General features: G+C 58.4%; 11 protein-coding genes. 4 read left to right on the plus strand and 7 right to left on the minus strand.

Translation table 11 applies throughout. From position 1 onward, the window contains the following. Window positions 1–63 precede the first annotated feature (63 nt). The 6 genes from ACTJI7_RS10855 to ACTJI7_RS10880 all read right to left on the minus strand — a co-directional run bounded on the left by ACTJI7_RS10855 (window position 64) and on the right by ACTJI7_RS10880 (window position 12,094). Window positions 64–939 (minus strand): 4Fe-4S dicluster domain-containing protein, encoded by an 876-nt coding sequence (locus ACTJI7_RS10855; RefSeq protein WP_028014063.1) that lies wholly within the window; start codon window positions 937–939, stop codon window positions 64–66. Then, window positions 939–1,727 carry a dimethyl sulfoxide reductase anchor subunit family protein gene (locus ACTJI7_RS10860; RefSeq protein ID WP_063155431.1) on the minus strand — a complete coding sequence of 263 codons (789 nt, stop codon included), beginning with the start codon at window positions 1,725–1,727 and terminating at the stop codon, window positions 939–941. The genes ACTJI7_RS10855 and ACTJI7_RS10860 overlap by 1 nt, the downstream gene beginning before the upstream one ends. Beyond that, a complete protein-coding gene (locus tag ACTJI7_RS10865; protein ID WP_003860631.1) occupies window positions 1,720–2,349 on the minus strand; it encodes a DMSO/selenate family reductase complex B subunit in 630 nt (209 codons plus the stop codon). The genes ACTJI7_RS10860 and ACTJI7_RS10865 overlap by 8 nt, the downstream gene beginning before the upstream one ends. After that, window positions 2,346–4,724: a DMSO/selenate family reductase complex A subunit gene (locus tag ACTJI7_RS10870; protein WP_440670082.1), complete on the minus strand. Its 2,379-nt coding sequence runs from the start codon at window positions 4,722–4,724 to the stop codon at window positions 2,346–2,348. Before ACTJI7_RS10870 ends, ACTJI7_RS10865 begins: the two co-directional genes overlap by 4 nt. Window positions 4,725–4,812: 88 nt before the next feature. Next, window positions 4,813–7,140, minus strand: a complete 2,328-nt coding sequence (gene pbpC, locus ACTJI7_RS10875; protein WP_045630989.1) for a peptidoglycan glycosyltransferase PbpC — start codon at window positions 7,138–7,140, stop codon at window positions 4,813–4,815. A gap of 1 nt (window position 7,141) precedes the next feature. Next, the gene (locus ACTJI7_RS10880; RefSeq protein WP_440670080.1) at window positions 7,142–12,094 is read right to left on the minus strand and encodes an alpha-2-macroglobulin family protein; all 4,953 of its coding nucleotides are present in this window, start codon (window positions 12,092–12,094) and stop codon (window positions 7,142–7,144) included. A 287-nt stretch (window positions 12,095–12,381) separates the two neighbouring features. Here ACTJI7_RS10880 and ACTJI7_RS10885 point away from each other — a divergent pair, with 287 nt between their 5' ends. The 4 genes from ACTJI7_RS10885 (at window position 12,382) to ACTJI7_RS10900 (ending at window position 17,011) form a co-directional block, all read left to right on the plus strand. Beyond that, a complete protein-coding gene (locus ACTJI7_RS10885) occupies window positions 12,382–13,926 on the plus strand; it encodes a PTS transporter subunit EIIC (protein ID WP_063943553.1) in 1,545 nt (514 codons plus the stop codon). A 12-nt stretch (window positions 13,927–13,938) separates the two neighbouring features. After that, window positions 13,939–15,306, plus strand: a complete 1,368-nt coding sequence (locus tag ACTJI7_RS10890) for a 6-phospho-alpha-glucosidase (protein WP_041908712.1) — start codon at window positions 13,939–13,941, stop codon at window positions 15,304–15,306. A gap of 89 nt (window positions 15,307–15,395) precedes the next feature. Further along, window positions 15,396–16,241: a 3-mercaptopyruvate sulfurtransferase gene (gene sseA, locus ACTJI7_RS10895; protein ID WP_069733425.1), complete on the plus strand. Its 846-nt coding sequence runs from the start codon at window positions 15,396–15,398 to the stop codon at window positions 16,239–16,241. Continuing rightward, window positions 16,241–17,011, plus strand: a complete 771-nt coding sequence (locus ACTJI7_RS10900; RefSeq protein ID WP_028014071.1) for a MurR/RpiR family transcriptional regulator — start codon at window positions 16,241–16,243, stop codon at window positions 17,009–17,011. Before sseA ends, ACTJI7_RS10900 begins: the two co-directional genes overlap by 1 nt. Before the next feature lie 17 nt (window positions 17,012–17,028). Here ACTJI7_RS10900 and sseB read toward each other — a convergent pair whose 3' ends face one another. Continuing rightward, window positions 17,029–17,805, minus strand: a complete 777-nt coding sequence (sseB, locus tag ACTJI7_RS10905) for an enhanced serine sensitivity protein SseB (protein WP_045260181.1) — start codon at window positions 17,803–17,805, stop codon at window positions 17,029–17,031. Window positions 17,806–17,840: the final 35 nt, after the last annotated feature.

A 17,840-nucleotide genomic window follows, 5' to 3' on the forward strand; every position in this document is an offset into this window, starting at 1 on the left:
ATAAAGAGCAATAGCGCCATTGCCTATGGTTCTGCATAACATTTTTTTAAAATGAGACGAAGATTAGCAACAGGCCGGATTTCGCATACCGTGTTGATGGCGTAAACAGAGCGGGCACTGCTTTTCATCAGGCGTAAATGACCAGAACTGGCGCTGGCACGTCAGGCAAACTGCTTTATATGCGGGAGTGGCCACGTTTTTTGCCGGTCCATCTGTTTCTGCGACGTTTATGGCCTCGTGCTGACATACTGCTTCACAGCCACCGCAACCGGTACAGCGCCCGGTCTCCACCACCAGCGCGGCGTTCTCAAACCGAATCGCGTTTTCCGGGCAGCTTCGCCAGCACGCACCGCACAGCACGCACTTATTAATATCGAGTGCGATGTCTGACTCGCTAAACGTCGAGAATGCCCTGCGCAGCTCCCGCGGCCCTGGGGAAACGCGACAGGCTTTTACATCCTCGCGGGGAACGTGCATCAGCGCACGACGAGCGATATTCACCTCGCCGATCGGTATGAGCTTAAACCCCCACTCCGCTTCACCACGGCGACGAAGCGCAAGATTAAGCCGGGCAAGCGCCAGCAGCCAGTCAGGGTATTGCTCTGCGTCGATACTGATAAAACGAACCTGGCGTTGCGCGTGCCACAGCAGCAGCTCATTCACCCCAGGTGCGCGTTCAGTAAAAGGCCCAACAAGGGTATCTCCACGCAGAAATCGCTTTCGCGGCGCGATGCCGGTAATGGCCCCGGAGGGGCAGACGAACAGGCAGTCACCGCATTCAATACAGCGATTTTCATCAACCGAGACGCCGGTTTCCGTAAAAGAAAAAGCCTGCGCTGGACAAACGTCCGCGCAGGCGCAGCAGGAAGCGTGGCGAAAACGGCGACGGACGCACGCATGCGTCACGTCCATCGCCGGGGCAAACGTCAATCTGCCCATCAGCCAATACTGAAGAAAACGAAGCGCAGCATCAGCTCACCCACAATCAGCAAGGCGCTGCCCAGCAGCAGCGTGCCGCGCGCCGCTTTCAGGCCACCCGCAGCAAAGCACAGCAGACCCGCAACAGAAACGCACCAGCTCAGCAGATGTACCGCGCGCAGTTGTTCGAGCATCCGTAGCGGTGCGTGAGGGAACGTCACCACGGTATTGTCCATGGCAGTGATGTCTGCCAGCCAGACGGGCTGCATCACCAGACGCACAAGCACCACCAGCGTGATAATGACAACCGCCGCACGCAGGGTAGTCTGGGAACGCATCCCAACTGCCATGCAGGCTGAACCGATGATACCCACCGAGCCGATAAACAGTACCAGCGTGTTAATGTGCTGCCAGGTCACCACGGACGCGTGCATGTAGATTTGTGCCATGCAGAACACGTCCACCAGCCCGACAAGACCCGCCACGGCCAAAAGCAGCTTCCAGCCTGGCTTATTGGAAAACATCAGCAGCACGGCGAGGCCAAGCGCCGCCAGGTAAAGGCTGGCGAAGATAATCTCGCGGCTCAGCCACGAGCTGGAGACGTGGCGTAGCGCGTTCAGGGCGTTGAGCGGATAGCCCATATGCAGCGCTGAGGCGAGCAGCCCCAGGCTCGCCAGCACAAACGCCCCAGCGGCAGGCAGCAGCGCGCTACGCGGTGTAGTATGCGCCCCTCCGAACGCCAGCCAGAGCGTCACGCCAACCGATCCCTGCAGGAACAGCGTAAAAATCAGCAGCGGTAACTCATGCATGACGTTTCCCCTCTTTCTCTGCGCCCTGATGCGCTTTGATCACCAGGTTTGGTTTTGTAATCGAGGAATCAGGCAAGCCCTTCACATCGCATACCGCACCGTATTTCGCCCGAAGTTCATCAATAGGCCCAAATTTGATCGCCTCAAGCGGACAGGTTGCCACGCAGACGGGCTGCTCGCCCTTCGCCTGCAGATCCACGCAAAAATCGCATTTGGACATCTGCCCGGTCTGCTCGTTGAGCTGTGGCGCGCCGTAAGGGCAAGACCACGCGCAGTAGCCGCAGCCAACGCACTTGTCCGTATCAACGCGCACGATGCCGTCGCCCGGACGCTTGTGCATTGCGGTGGTCGGACAGTTTTTGGTGCAGATCGGGTCCGCACAGTGGTTACAGGAAATAGAGAGCGTGTAGGCAAAAACGTTGTTGCTAACGCCGCCCTGCCCGGTTGGGATGAAATTCCCGCCGTTGACTTCGTATACGCGACGGAAACGACGTCCGACCTCAAGGTTGTTTTTGTCTTTGCACGCCACCTGGCATGCCTTGCAGCCCGAGCAGCGGGAAGAGTCAATATAGAAACCCAGCTGTTTATCGCTCACCGGCGCGTAGTGTTTAAACTGACTCATGCTTTAGCTACCTCCACCAGCATGGTTTGATGGGAATTCCCTTTCGCAAGCGCGGTAATACGGGCAGAGCTGAGCACGTTCGCGCAGCCGCCTTTATCGACGCCCTGTTCGTCCGGCTGCCACCAGGCGCCTGCCTGCATGGCAACAACGCCCGGAATGATGCGCGGCGTGACCTCAGCCGGAATTTCACATATGCCGCGCGCGTTATGAATGCGCACGGTATCCCCCTGGGAAATGCCGCGCTTTTGCGCGTCCTGCGGGTTGATCCACAGCTTTTGCTGCTGCGCCTCAATCAGCCACGGGTTGGCGTACTGGGTTGAGTTAGCACGGTTTTTCCCTTTCCAGGTGATCAGCTGCAGCGGGAAGGTTTTCGCCAGTTCGTCCTCCGGCCCTTCGTGGGCGGGCACGTAGTGCGACAGCGCCGGAATCTCCGGGTGCTGCATGTCGTACAGACGCTTCGAGAAGATCTCAATTTTCCCGGACGGCGTCGGGAACGGATGATTTTGCGGATCGCGAATATTGTCTTCAAAAGCGACGAACGGCGCGCTTTTGAAAAGATGCTGGCGCGTCTTTTGTAACGTCGCGAAGTCCGGCAGGTTTTCATCTGGCATGGAGAGGCGCGTCTGCTCCCAGATGTGCTCAATCCACGCTTTTTCGTCACGGCCCTCGCTGAATGCAGGTTCGACGCCAAGCTTAGCAGCAACTTCCCGCAGCCAGTCGTAGTCTGAACGGCGTTCGAATTCAGGTTCAATCAGCTTTTCCGACAGGATCAGATAGCTTGCCGTGCCCCAGGTTTCGCCGATATTCCAGCGTTCCATAAAGCTGGTTTCCGGCAGGAGAAGATCGGCGTATCTGGCGCTCGGCGTCATAAACAGATCACTTGCGACGATAAACTCGATTTTCGACTCGTCTTCCAGCACGCGCGTCGCCTGATGCAGATCCGGGTTCTGGTTAGCCAGATAATTTCCCGCCAGCGAGAAGAGGATGCGGATATTGCTGTCCAGCTTCTCTGCATCCTTCAGGCCGTCTTCCGCCGTTACCTTAGAAGCATCATCGGCGGCCTGCACCCAGTTCATCACCGATATTTTGGCTTTTACCGGGTTATCCGGCATCTCCGGCCCGGTAGCAAATTTACGATTAGCGCAGCCGCCATAGCCTGCCGCCCAGCCGCCCTTCACCCCAACGTTACCCGTCAGCGTTGCCAGTAACGTCGAGCCGCGCGCGGTGCGCTCGCCGCAGTTATGGCGCTGCGGTCCCCAGCCCTGAATCAGCGCGGCGGGTTTGGTGGTTGCGTAGTCGCGCGCCAGCTGACGAATGGTCTGCGCAGGCACGTGGGTGATTTTCTCTGCCCACTCGGGCGTTTTCGCCACGCCATCTTTTGCGCCGCTCAGATAAGCCATCAGGGATTCATTGGCCGGAACGCCTTCCGGCATGGATGCTTCGTCAAAGCCCAGGGTATAGCGCTGAATGAAGTCGCGATCGTGCAGATTCTCCGTGACGATCGTGTACATCATGGCGTCCATCAGGGCGTTGTCTGTTGTGGGAAGCAGCGGGATCCACTGGTCAGCCAGGGAGGAAACCGTATCGGAATAGCGCGGATCGACAACGATAAAGCGCGTGCCGTTTTGCTTCATCTTCTGATAGAAGTAGTTGCTGTGACCAAAGATCGTCTCCGTCGGGTTATGCCCCCAGAGGATGACCAGTTTGGTATCCAGCAGCGTGTCCAGAGAGCTGCCGCTGGCGGCGGTGCCGTAGGTATACGGCGTGGCTGCCGCCGTGTTGCCCATACTGACCGAGTGATAGCTTTCAAGATAGCCGCCGGTTAAGTTGAGCAGACGACGAACCATTTTATCGCCGGAAAACGTTCCGCCGGATACCGCAGTGCCCACATGCACATAGCGTGAGGCAGCGCCGTATTTTTGTGTAATCGTTTTTAATTGATTCGCAATAAGCGTGGTGGCTTCATCCCAGGTAATACGCTCGAATTTTCCTTCGCCACGTTTACCCACGCGTTTCATTGGATATTTAAGCCGATCGGGATGATAAACAAATTTCCGATAAGCGCGGCCACGAACGCAGGCGCGCATTATCGGCATCTGCGGATCTAACGCATTGTCCGGACGCGTTGAAATTCGGGTAACAACGCCCTCACTAACGTGAGCGCGAATATCACATTTACCGCCGCAGTCAAACGTGCTGCAGGTTTGCACCACTTTTTCTTCAGGCGTCGCGTGTGTTGCCGCCGTACTCTGTGCCTGTGCTTTACCTGTTGTCGCTACAAAAGGAAGGGCGGCGAGCGCCGACCCTGCCTGAATAAAATGACGCCGGGATAGCGCGGGAATAAGCCCCTCTCCCTGATTTTTATTTTTCTTCATTGCTCGTTCCTTAAAATAAAAACGCATTCTCGTTTTTTTTCAGGAACGAATATTGATAATTATCAAACTAACTCTTCGGGGGTAACACTTAACGGTCTAATTCAAAATTCACCGTCGCCGTTTGTCCTGAGTCATCCATTACAAGTAATTGATATTCGCCAGGCAAATATAATTTTAATGAATGAGTATTATTGCGGCCTTCTAACGGTTCTCCATTTAAAAACCACCAGCGCCCACCTTCTCCTCCAGTCGTAATAACAGATAGCGTCACGTTCCCTTCACCAGGGAGTCGCTTAATAACAGCCCCCTCTCTGATACCCGAAATCATAAGCGGTGCTGCATTGTTATTATCCAGCGGCGGGCAGAGCGTCGATCTCGCAGGAAGACGCGCAGCCCTTTTTTCCGCTGCGGGCAGCCACGGCTCCAGCGGCAGCGGCCAGACGTCGAGAACTTTTTCTGTGGCATCAGGGCAATCTGCCGCCACACGCTTGCCCGTTTTATCCAGCCAGACCGGGAAACGAATGCCGCGAATGCCTTCCTGTTCCGGCAGCAGCAGCGTGGGTGGTTCACTCCCTTCCAGCAGCCAGGTCGAAAGACGACGCCGACAGTTTTCACTGCCTTCCGGCAGCGACTGGCCGCCCGGCCAGCAGATCACGCCCCGCCCAACGCTTTCCGGGCGCGGATCGCGCGGCAGGCGGGCCTCGTCTATTGTCGAGCGTGACTGAAGCAGGTTATTCACCTGGTTTAATAGCGGAACCGCGCTGGCAAAACCAAACTGCCCCGCTACCGGCGTGCCGTCAGGTCGCCCTGTCCAGATACCTATTACATACCGGGCATTGAGACCGATGGCCCAGGCATCGCGGTAGCCATAGCTGGTGCCCGTTTTCCACGCCAACGGCGCAATTTGCGGCAGCGCACTGTCCGGCAGCGGCTGCGCTTCATTCGCCAGAATACGGCGAATAATCCACGCCGAACCTGGCGATAACAGCGGGCGTTCAGTTAGCGGGTCGCCCGGCTGTAAGCGCAGCCGGCCCGCCTTGCCATGCCTTGCAAAGGCGCTGTACGCGGCGGCGATATCCGCCAGCCTCGCGCCTGCGCCACCCAGGATCAGCGACAGATTCGGCTGCGCTCCGGCAGGCAGGATCAGCGGCAGGCCTGCGTTACTCAGCATCCCGGCAAACCGTTTGGGACCGTAGGCTTCCAGCACCTGGACGGCTGGCAGGTTGAGCGAGCGCACCAGCGCTTCACTCATGCTGACCGGCCCGTGGAACCCGCTGTCAAAATTTCCCGGGCGATAATCACCGGTTTTTCTGGGCACGTCCTGAAGCAGCGAGGCGGGATGGATCAGGCCATCATCCAGCGCCATACCGTAGATAAACGGTTTCAATACCGATCCCGGGGATCGGATCGCGTTAACCATATCCACATGGCTGAAACGCGTGTCATCGTTGATATCCACCGAGCCGACCCAGCCGCGCACCTTCATGTCGGTATGATCGACCACGATCATCGCCAGCGAACTGCGTGCCGGCAGGCGGGATTTCCAGTTCATCGCCAGCTCTTCCAGCTGCCGTTGCAGTCCGGCATCCAGCGTAGTGACAATTTTTGTGTCGCGGCTTTTGCCGAGCATCATACGTGCAAAGAGCGGCGCCAGTTGCGGCATCTGCCGGGGAGCCAGCCATACAGGCTCTTCACGGGACTCCTTCACCTGCTTTGCTGACCAGACGCCCTGAATCATCATGCGATCGAGCACTTTGTTGCGTGCCGCTTCGGCCCGCTCGGGCCAGCGATCCGGGCGCAGACGGCTGGGTGCCTGCGGCAGTACCGCCAACAACGCCGCGTCGGAGTAGCTCAGCTGCGACGGGGGTTTCCCAAGGTAGGTCCAGCTTGCTGCTCCCACGCCCTGCAGCGTGCCACCAAACGGAGCACGATTGAGATAGAGCGTAAGAATGTCACGCTTAGAGAGGTGCCATTCCAGCTGCATCGCCCGCCAGAGCTGGCGAATTTTGCCGCCAAAGGTGCGCGGATGCGGATCCAGCAGGCGTGCCACCTGCATGGTAAGCGTGCTTCCTCCCGAAACCACTCTTCCGGAACTGAGATCCTGCCAGGCGGCGCGCAGGACAGAGAGCGGGTTTACGCCCGGATGCTCCCAGAACCAGCGATCTTCGTACTGGATCAGAGCCTCAAGATAACGGGGAGAAACCTCTTCAATGGTCACCGGGTAGCGCCAGATGCCTTCGCTGTCGGCAAAACGCCAGAGCGGCGCGCCCTTCTCGTCCACCACAACTCGCGCGGGGTTAACCTCTTTCAGAGGCAGCGGCCACAGGCGGTCGGCGGCGACAATCAGCCCCCCTAAAACGAGAAGCGCTCCCGCCAGCCAAAGCCAGCGGGAGCGTGTCAGACGCGCTATCAACATATCACGGAACAACAATCAGCGGGCCGCTGGCCGCACCCGTTGCCCGCCACTGCGGAAAGTACATAGACTCCACCATCGGAACCGGCACCTGGTAGGTGCCCGGCGTTACGGCACGGGCCAGATAAACCAGCGTAACCGGCTGACCTTCGTTTACCGGCACGGCGGCCACAAAGCGGTCGTCGCGGAACTCCATGTGCTGAATGTCCGCCTGCTGCATCTGGCTGAGCAGGTTCTGCACTTCGCTGCCGCTGTCCTGCAGGCTTGCGCTGCTGCTCGCCAGGTTCTGGTTTTCCAGCTCCAGACCAGCAGGGAGGAGATCCACAACCAGCGCATCCGGCACGTTCTGGCTGGCTTTCACTTCAAGCCAGACCAGCACCAGTTCACCGCTTTTCAGCGAAGAGAGCGATTTGCTGCTGCCATCGGTTGCCAGGATATGACGTTCAACCTGCAGCACGTTGGAACTCGGCTGAGGCGCATATTCCGGATAGCCGGTGCTGTCCAGACGTACCCACAGCGGTGCCGTGCCGGTATTGGTTACCTGAAGCGCACCAAGCTGGTCGCCGCTTACGTTTTGTACCTGCGCCCTATCGCCGCCTGATGCGGTATCAGACAACGTGGTTTTCGCCTGCCATGCGCCTGACAGGGTTTGCAGCGAACGTCCGGCCAGGAACAGCGCATTGCTCTCCTGGGTGGATAGCCAGCGCTGGCTGAATGCCTGTTCAGAAAGAGCATTCAGCAGCGTATTTTGCGCATCCGGCAGCAATTTATACTCCTCCAGAAGGGAGAGCATCAGCGCGTTATCGCGAAGCGGGCTGCCGTAATCGGCCATCCATGTTTTTCTGTCGTTACGCGGTGTTTTGAGCGCCAGATCCAGCGCCTGCTGGCTGCGCGGCGCATCGCCCATCAGTTTGAGCGCCATGCCCAGCTGCATCAGCGGCAGCCCGGAAGCCGCCTGCCCGTGGCGCTCCCAGATTTCACGCAGCGCGCCCAGCGGGGCTTTTTGCTGACGCGCCAGCACCAGCGAGGCATACGCCTGCACGGCAAATTTGCTGGCCTTGGCGTCGTCGCTGTAGCGGATAGACATCATGCCCGGATCCTGCAGGTAGCGCAGCAGACGGTTGTTGGCGTTGTTCACCGCATCGGCAGGTACGCTATAACCTTGCTCGCCCGCGCGCACCAGGAAGTCAGTCACATAGGCGGTCAGCCAGTACTCTTCAGGGCCATTTTTATCCCACAAGGCAAAACCGCCATCGTCACGCTGCATCTGCAGCAGACGGGAGATCCCAATATCAATGGCAGCACGGCGCTGGTCATCGGTATCTCCTTTTATACCAAGCGCGGTAAGCTGCGCGGCGTTGGTATAGAGTGACGGGAACAGGCCGCTGGTGGTCTGCTCCAGGCAGCCATACGGATACGCCTGCAGTTCACGAATATAGCGCGCCAGGTTGAGCGGTGGTTTGCCGCTCAGCAGCAGTTGCCCCTGCAGGGTGGCAGGAGAGAAACCGTTGCTGTGCTGCGCCGGTGCGGTCCAGGACTCGCCGGGGTTCAGCATGGCACCGGTATTGACCGTCTGCGCCGGGAATGCCGGACGTACGCCAATTTTCCAGCTCTTCTGCTGCGGGGCAAAGGTTTCGCCCGGAAGCTCCAGGCCGGTAACCTGCGCCGTCACCTCACCGTCGCCATAACCCTCCAGCGCACGCACCGGAATAAACAGGGTACTGCGCGCGCCCGGCGGCAACTGAACCGGCTGCGGCTGTGCACCTTCCAGCGACACTTTTCCTGTCGCGCTCAGGGCGACGTTCAGCGATTGCGGTTTGTCGGTCAGGTTAGTGAGATCCAACGTCAGCCGTGAGGTATCTCCACTTGCCAGGAAGCGCGGAGTATTAAGCTCGGTAATAACCGGCGCGGCCACCACAACCTTGCTTTCGCTGCTGCCGAAATCATCTTCCGTCCACGCCTGCGCCATCAGACGCAGTTCGCCGTTGAAATCACCAATCGGCAGCGTAACGGTGCCTTCTCCGTTGGCATCCAGCGTAACCGGCTGAGCCTGTTGGGCAATAATGGTGACGTGGTTCACCGGCGGTTTACCGCCGCGCTTGAGTTCATCGCCGTCACCACCGAAACGCAGCGCGGCCATGCGGCCCTGCCCTTCAATGACCTGGCCGTAGATATCATAGATATCGGCGCCGTAACGCTTCTGGCCGAAGAAGGCCTGCCATGGATCTGGCGTAACGTAATCGGTAATGTTCAGCACGCCGCTGTCCACCGCCGACACCAGCACGTTCACTTTCTGCGGAACCGCCCCCTCTTTTACGCTGGCTTTCACTTTCACAGAGAGCGTCTGGTTTGGACGCATTTTCTGCGGGTTATCCAGCGCAATGTTCAGGCGGCGATTTTCGTCGCCCATCGGCAGATGCAGCAGACCAACCGCGCGCTTCGGCGTGGCGGATTTGGATTTATCGCCAGGACGCACCACCAGCGTACTGAGATAGAGATCGTGACGTTTCCAGGCTTTATCCACCGGAATGGAAAGATCGAGCCCGTTTGCCGGTACGTCGATCTCTTTCCACCACAGCGGCCCTTCGCTGGACTCGATCATCGCATAGCCCTTGCCTGCGGCTGGCGCTGCTATGTGCAGCTGGATGGTATCGCCTGGCTGATAGGCCGGTTTATCCAGTTTCAGGGTCACGCGGTCAGGGCGCACCGCACCCGTGCCGTCGCTGTTATCCTGCCAGCTGTAACCTGCCCAGAAGCGCACGCTGCTGACCACATCATCAGGCGCTTTCACTTCCAGACGGTATGAGCCCCACTCCACCGGGAAGGTGACTTTGCCGGTTTCATCGGCCTTAAGGCTAAGCTCCTGCTCGCCCTCAATCAGCTCTTTTTGATCAAACTGAGACTGCCAGCCTTCGCTCTCGGACCAGTTCCAGAAATAGTCACGGCGTTCACGGATCAGGCGTACCTGTAAGCCGGATACCGCTTTTTTCGCGCCGCTGGCATCGGCATAGACGATGTCAAAGCTGGCGTTGCCGTTCTCGTCGACGATCGGTTGGTTGACGGTGGTATCGGTACGGTAGTCGTAGACCGCCTTACTGGCGAACTGCGGACGGATACCCGGCAGTTGCGCCGCCGGCCAGATAGCCTGCTCCGCGCGGCGCGTCACCGGACGACCGCCTGATTCCAGCAGGCTCGCCTGCAGGATCAGCTGCAGCGGCGAGTGTACCTCTTTCCACTGGCTTTCGGTGGTCACCTGCCCGCGCCCCTGCTCATCCAGCGTAAGCTGCACTTCATCCAGACTGCGGCTCAGGTTTTCTTCCGCAATATCACCAAACTGGAAGCCGGGCAGCGCAGCAACGGCCTCACGCAGCGGACGCAGGAAAAGCTGGCCCTGAAGAGAATTGCCGTTGGCCGGAGCGCCATACAGGTAATAGCCCACGATGTTGAAGTCCACCTCATCCTGAGGGGAAACCGGTGCTTTTTGTCCCGTCAGATTGAGCGCCATACGCTCGGGCATAAAATCTTCGACGTGGAAATCCCACAGGCGCTGCTGGTTATCACCGATATTCGCGCGAATATGCCACATGCCTGTCTGGGCACCGCTATCCAGCGCGTAATTGAAGCGGTAGAGGCCGTTCTCAGGCTGAACAACGATCGTGCGTGCCACCTGCCCGTCCGGGCGCAGCACGTCAAGCTTCACGGGCTGATCGGGAAGCGGTTTTCCGTCGCTGTCGCGCAGCAGGCCGTTAAGGATCACCGTTTCACCCGGACGATAGAGATCGCGTGGGCCAAACATAAAGAATTGCTTGCTGAAGCCGGGGCTACCGGCGATGTCGAACTCTGCCAGGTCGAGCGCTGGGAGCTTGAGATCGAGCAGCGTAGTCTGGCCGTCTTTGCTGGCGAGGATCAGCGCGGCTTCTTTGTCTGTTTCAAGCTTCGCATGGCCGTCGGCGTCGCTGCTGGCTTCGGCGAGCGTCTGACCTTTATCATTCAGCAGCGTGACGGTGACGCCGGACTGCGCCGCACCGTTTTCCAGGCTCTGGGTGAAAATGTCCAGCCGGTTATGATACCGGTGAGCAGACAAACCGATATCGCTCAGGGTAAAGAGCGTTGCGGCATTGCTGTAGTTGTAGTGCCCTGCCTGGTTCATGACGGCGATATAAACGCCGGACTGCTGAAGCGGCTTGATATCTTTAAGCGGCAGGAGCAGTTTTTCACGCGTGTTGCGCGCCGGGTTGAGGTCAAAACGACCGGTATAGACCAGTTCCGCCATCTTCAGCAGATTGTCAGATTCCCAGTTGGTCAGCGAGTTGCGGTACTCCCACTGGCTGACAAACGAGGCCAGCGATTCCGGCTTCACGCGGTAGAAATTGACGTCCACATTGTTGACGTTAAGCGCCATCACCGGCAGCCCTTCCACCACTTTGCCCGGCAGCAGCGAGCCGCGGCTGGCGAAACCGACCGACGGCTCTATATCTCGCGTGGTCAGGGCTTTTTCATAATCAATGCCAAAGGTCGCTTTGTTCAGCGCCACCAGGCCACGATCCACGGTGATAACCAGATTACGGTTAGGCTCCAGATGGCGCAGGCGCAGCTCTTTCAGGTTAGGCGCAAGTTCCCACGCCCCGTCAACTTTGCCGCTTTTCTTATCCACGACGTGAACCGTCTTCGCGAAATCCTGTTCCGGATCCAGCGGGACAGAGAAGGTCAGCACCAGCGTAGCGGCGCCGTCCAGTTGCACTTCAGACGCATCAAGCAGAGTCAACGCTTTTCCCTGACTCTGGGCGGCCATTTTAGCCAGCTTTTCAGCGTCGGGCTTTTCCGCGGCTTTCGGTGTTGATGCGGTGGATGCTGCGGGAGCCGCAGCCTGAGGTTTATCGTCGCTGTTATCACAGCCGACAAGCGTAAAGGTGGTGAGCAGCGCGAGAGAGATCGCGGCTAAGCGAAACGGTTTCATCCTGTGTCCCTGGCCTGAGGGGGCCTGTTGGTCGTCGTCCGGATAAGTATTATCCGCAAGTTTCGTTAATACAAAAAGTCCAATTTAAGAATCTGGAAAGCGCCTCGCAGAATGGCATCACGCCGCTACACCGGGATGGAACCGCGATCACAGCGCATAACGTCACATGTTACCTTTTACGTCATTTGTTTTTAAAACAAGAAGATAGCTGGATATGTTCGCTCAGAGCCTGCTAGTTTTATGACCATGACGCACCCCGAGTGCGCGGTTCAAAAAGAGAGAAAGCCATGAAACGAGCCGTGAACGCCCTACAAAATTTCGGAAAATCATTATACGGACCGGTACTTATCTTACCGATTGTCGGTCTGTTTATCGCCTTTGGCAATGTGCTGGGCAACGGTAACCTGGCCGAATACCTGCCGTTCCTTGGTCATCCGCTTATCCAGAGTATCGGCCAGCTGATCGCCAAATCTGCCGTGTCGGTGCTGGTCAACCTGGCGCTGGTGTTTGCCGTCGGGATCCCGATTGGTCTGGCGACGCGCGATAAAGGCTACGCGGCGCTGATTGGGCTGGTGACTTTCGTGGTGTTTATCAACGCCATGAACGTGACGCTGCAGCTGCAGGGCGAGCTGGCCCCTGCTGAGCAGATGAAAGCCGCCGGGCAAAGCATGGTGCTGGGCGTTCAGGTGCTGGAGATGGGCGTTTTCGCCGGGATCCTGACCGGGGCGCTCTCCGGTTACCTGTATAACAAATACTCCGGCGTACAGTTTAACGGCGCGATGGCGATTTACTCCGGCCACTGTTTTGTCGCCATTGTCATGTTGCCCGTCTCTATGCTGCTCGGCGTGGTAATGAGCGAACTCTGGCCGTACGCGCAGCATGGGATTAGCGCCCTGGCGCTGGCAATTAAAGGCTCCGGCCCGTTCGGGGTGGCGATCTACGGTTTCCTTGAGCGCATTCTGGTGCCGACCGGCCTGCACCATCTGGTTTATACGCCATTCCTGTATACCGAACTGGGGGGCACGCAGGAGGTGTGCGGCACGGCTTACCAGGGGGCGCGCAATATCTACTTCGCCGAGATGGCCTGCCCGGACGTGAAGCAGCTCAGCAGCACGGTAGTGTGGGACGCGCGCGGCATCAGCAAGATGTTCGGCCTGCCCGCCGCCGCGCTGGCGATGTACATGACCGCGAAGCCGGAGCGTAAAGCCGTTGCGAAAGCCATTCTGATCCCGGCAGCGCTGACCTCGCTGCTGGTCGGCGTGACCGAACCGATTGAATTCTCCTTCCTGTTCGTCGCCCCGCTACTGTTCGTGGTGCATGCGGTCCTGACCGGTATTGGCATGATGCTGTTCTCGCTGCTGGGCGTTCATGCCATCGGTGCCAACGGGATTATCGATTTCATTCTCTACAACCTGCCGCTCGGCACCGAGAAATCCAACTGGCCGATGTACATCGTGGTTGGGCTGATCATGTTTGCCCTCTACTTCGTGGTGTTCCGCTTCCTTATCCTGCGTTTCAACATGAAAACGCCGGGCCGTGAGGATGAAGATCAGGAGACACGCCTCTACAGCAAGCAGGAGTACCAGGCGAAAGGCAATAACGACGGGCTGGGCGAGTCCATCGTGGTGGGCCTGGGCGGCCGGGAAAATATTGAGGTTGTGGATAACTGCTACACCCGCTTACGCGTCACGGTGAAGGATGTCGCCATCATCGACGAGCCGCGCCTGAAGGCGACCGGCGCGAAAGGGGTTATCAAACAAGGTAACAACGTTCAGGTGGTCTACGGGCTGCACGTCAAAAAAATGCGAGAAGCCGTTGAGACGTTTCTCTGAAAGGAGCTAAAGATGTTTACACCCCCATTCATTCTGTCGATTGCCGGCGGCGGCAGCACTTACACGCCGGGTATTGTGAAAAGCTTGATGGTGCGCCTGCAGGATTTTCCGCTGGCCGAAATCCGCCTCTATGACATCGACGAGGCACGTCAGAACACCATTGCGCCGGTGGTTGAGAAAGTGATTCGCGACCACAGCCAGAGCATCAAATTTACCGTCACCAGTGACCCGGAAGTGGCCTTCAGCGGCGCGCATTTCGTTTTCGCCCAGATGCGCGTCGGCCAGTACAAAATGCGCGAGCAGGATGAGAAGATCCCGCTGCGTCACGGCGTGGTCGGCCAGGAGACCTGCGGCCCCGGCGGGCTGGCCTACGGACTGCGCACGATCCTGCCGATGGTCGAGCTTATCGATCTGGTGGATCGTTACGCGCATGAGAAAGCCTGGATCGTGAACTACTCCAACCCTGCGGCGATCGTCGCGGAGGGCGTGCGACGCCTGCGACCAAATGCTCGCGTGCTGAACATCTGCGATATGCCGGTCGCGGCGATGCGTAATATGGGGGCCATTCTGGGTGTCGATCGTCGCAAACTGGAGGTGGACTACTTTGGCCTGAACCACTTCGGCTGGTTTACCCGCGTGCTGGTGGACGGCGAGGACAAATTACCGGAGCTGCGTAAACATATCGCGAAGTTTGGCCTGCTGACGGAAGATGCGGCCAAAACCGATCCGCAGCACTCGGATCCTTCGTGGGTTAAAACCTGGCGCAACATCAAGCCGATTATGGATAACTTCCCGGAGTACCTGCCGAACCCGTACCTGCAGTACTACCTGATGCCGAACCAGATTGTGGAGCATCAGAACCCCGACTATACCCGCGCCAATGAAGTGATGAACGGGCGTGAGAAAAAACTTTTTGCTGCTGCTGAAGAGTACAAGCGCACCGGGATTTTACCGGATGCCTTCCACGTGGGCGTTCACGGCGAGTTTATCGTCGATGTCGCCTGCTCGCTGGCGTTCAACCTGCGCCAGCGTCATCTGGTGATGGTCGAAAACCGCGGGGCGATTACCAACCTACCTTATGATGCGGTGGTGGAAGTACCCGCCTACATCACCTCCGAAGGGCCGGAGCCTGTGCGCGTGGGGCTGGTACCGCTGTTCCACCAGACCCTGCTGCAACAGCAGCTGGCATCTGAACAACTGCTGGTAGAGGCGACCATCGAAGGCAGCTATGAGAAAGCGCTTCAGGCGTTCACCCTCAACCGCACCGTGCCCACCATGGAGCACGCAAAAGCGATTCTGGATGAGATGATAGAAGCCAACCGCGACTACTGGCCTGCGCTGCAAAAAGCCTGGCAGGACGGCGAAACGGTGAAAAAATAGGGGCTTGCTCGCGAGTTGAACGTGGTTTGCTTGTCGGTGTCAGAAAAAACACCGACAATCCTTTTTTACGGAAAAGAATGGAGGCAACCATGTCCACCTCATATTTTGTCGCCGCCGACTGGCTGATTGAGCACGGCGACGATCCGGAAGTCCAGATTATTGACGCGCGTATGGCCCCGCCGGGCCAGGAACATCGTGACGTTCCCGGTGAATACCGCGCCGGGCATCTGCCTGGCGCGGTATTTTTTGATATCGAAGCCCTCTCCGATCATACCTCTCCCCTGCCGCACATGCTGCCGCGCCCGGAAGCGTTTTCCGTGGCGATGCGCGAGCTGGGCGTCAGCAAAGACAAACATCTTGTTGTTTACGATGAAGGCAATCTGTTCTCCGCGCCGCGCGCATGGTGGATGCTGAAACAGTTTGGCGTGGAAAAAGTCTCGATTCTGGCGGGCGGTCTGGCGGGCTGGAAGCGTGACGAGCTGCCGCTCCAGCAGGGCGACGTGACGCTGCCGGAAGGCGAGTTCGACGCGACGTTCGACGTCAACGTGGTGAAGCGCCTGACCGACGTACTGGTCGCGAGCCATGAAAAGACGGCGCAAATCGTCGATGCGCGCCCTGCACCACGCTTTAACGCTGAAGCGGATGAACCACGTCCAGGGCTGAGACGAGGCCATATTCCAGGTGCGCTGAACGTGCCGTGGGGCGACCTGGTGTTTGAGGGCGAGCTGAAAACTACCGACGAGCTGCGTGCCATTTTTGACCGCGCGGGCGTGGATTTACATCGCCCGATTATTGCCAGCTGCGGCTCCGGCGTGACGGCCTGCGTGGTGATCCTGGCGCTTGCCACCCTCGGCGTCAACGACGTTACGCTCTACGACGGCGCCTGGAGCGAATGGGGGGCGCGTGACGATCTGCCAGTTGAACCGGCGAAATAATGGATAACCGCCTGGCCACGCTGTTAACGCGCGGGGCGTCCCTGACCCGCGCGGAGTATCGCGTCCTCGCCCACCTGACGGAGCATCCGCTGCTGGTGGGCAACATTACGGTGCGCGAGCTGGCGCAGGCGACGTTTGTTTCTACCGCCACCATTATGCGGCTGTGTCAGAAGCTGGGGTTTAGCGGCTTTAGCGAGTTTATCTGGCACTGCAAGCAGCTGCTCTCCGACACGCCGCATATTGCCGCTCAGGCGCAATCTCTTCCTGAGCTCCCGGCGCTGTTTAATCAGTTTATCGCTAACTATCAGCACACCTTCCAGTGGATCACGCAGGAGAAGCGCCAGCAGTTCGCCGACCTGCTGCGGCAGAAAGAGAGCTTTTTTCTCTACGGGGCCGGGTTTTCCTATCTCTTTGCCGAATACCTGACCAAGAAGCTGCAGGTGCTGGGCAAAACGGCGTTCATCTCCGGACCGGGGGACAGCCGAAACATTTTTCTCAGCAACGCCGCGCGTTATCAGGTATTTATCGCCGTTTCGCGAAGCGGCGAAACGGAACAGGTGCTGGATAAGGCGCGGATTGCCAAAAACGTCGGCATGACGGTCGTCGCCTTTACCCGCGCCTCGGCCAATACGCTGGCGGGCATGGCGGACGTGCACTTTGCGCTGTATGACGAGGCGGTGCACTTCGCTGCCGAAGCCGCGGGCGTGACGTCGTTTGAGTCGAATCTGGTGCTGCTGATGGATTTACTGCTGCTGGAGGCAACGGGGTGACATTCACCCCGCCGTAATCAGATGATGCGGTTGGTCTTGAGATCGCGCAGGAAGCCGCCCCAGCGACGCTCATAGAACGGCGTGATGTGCTCGGTAATAAAATGGCTGATGCCCTTCTCACCGTTTTTCACCTGACAGATATCGATCGGCTCATCGCCCGGCAGCGTGTCGGTGGCCACGCTTCCCGCCGCCTGAATGATGTCGTCGATATCGCCGTCGGCTTCAATCCCAATCAGCAGAACAGGCTTTTCGTCAGCGCTCTCTTTGATAGAGCAGAGGAACGCGCGTCTTACCGGTTTCAGAGTTTTGAACAGCGTCGTCAGGGAATCGATCATCTGCGCAGGCGGCTCGGCCACCTCAGACAGCAGCAGCGTTTCGCCCCCTTCCAGCACCTCCTGGGTGCTAAGCGGGTTACCCTCTTCACCAATCAGGTGGCTGATCTCGCGCGGGGTGAACTCTTTCCCGGTTGGCAGCTTAGCGTTAAGGAACAGCGTCTGGCCCAGCGTCATTTCGAACAGCGTGCGCACCGGCATCACCACGAACGCCTGTTCATCTTCTACCGCTTCCTGCAACGCTTCCAATGAAGTGAAGAACGGGATAACCGACGTGCCGTCATCTTTCTCCCAGTGCAGCAGATCCAGCGCGCTGTCTTCGACAACCTGCTCACCTTCCGCCGCGGTGCCCGGTACCCAGACGGTGGATTCCAGTAGCGTGCGGAAAAATGCCGGACGGTGGGCGGGCTCGGTCGCCGCCTGTTCCAGCAGGGTTTCTAATTCGTTTTTGGTATCTGACATAGTTTGGCTACTTCAATAAACGCCGGGTGGCGCTT

The sequence above is a fragment of the Enterobacter sp. 22499 genome (assembly GCF_052044815.1).
Lineage (GTDB): Bacteria > Pseudomonadota > Gammaproteobacteria > Enterobacterales > Enterobacteriaceae > Enterobacter > Enterobacter bugandensis.

Coding starts and splice junctions, on each gene's coding strand:
- ACTJI7_RS10855 (WP_028014063.1), bottom strand. CDS start 939: ATGGGCAGATTGACGTTTGCCCCGGCGATGGACGTGACGCATGCGTGC.
- ACTJI7_RS10860 (WP_063155431.1), bottom strand. CDS start 1,727: ATGCATGAGTTACCGCTGCTGATTTTTACGCTGTTCCTGCAGGGATCG.
- ACTJI7_RS10865 (WP_003860631.1), bottom strand. CDS start 2,349: ATGAGTCAGTTTAAACACTACGCGCCGGTGAGCGATAAACAGCTGGGT.
- ACTJI7_RS10870 (WP_440670082.1), bottom strand. CDS start 4,724: ATGAAGAAAAATAAAAATCAGGGAGAGGGGCTTATTCCCGCGCTATCC.
- pbpC (WP_045630989.1), bottom strand. CDS start 7,140: ATGTTGATAGCGCGTCTGACACGCTCCCGCTGGCTTTGGCTGGCGGGA.
- ACTJI7_RS10880 (WP_440670080.1), bottom strand. CDS start 12,094: ATGAAACCGTTTCGCTTAGCCGCGATCTCTCTCGCGCTGCTCACCACC.
- ACTJI7_RS10885 (WP_063943553.1), top strand. CDS start 12,382: ATGAAACGAGCCGTGAACGCCCTACAAAATTTCGGAAAATCATTATAC.
- ACTJI7_RS10890 (WP_041908712.1), top strand. CDS start 13,939: ATGTTTACACCCCCATTCATTCTGTCGATTGCCGGCGGCGGCAGCACT.
- sseA (WP_069733425.1), top strand. CDS start 15,396: ATGTCCACCTCATATTTTGTCGCCGCCGACTGGCTGATTGAGCACGGC.
- ACTJI7_RS10900 (WP_028014071.1), top strand. CDS start 16,241: ATGGATAACCGCCTGGCCACGCTGTTAACGCGCGGGGCGTCCCTGACC.
- sseB (WP_045260181.1), bottom strand. CDS start 17,805: ATGTCAGATACCAAAAACGAATTAGAAACCCTGCTGGAACAGGCGGCG.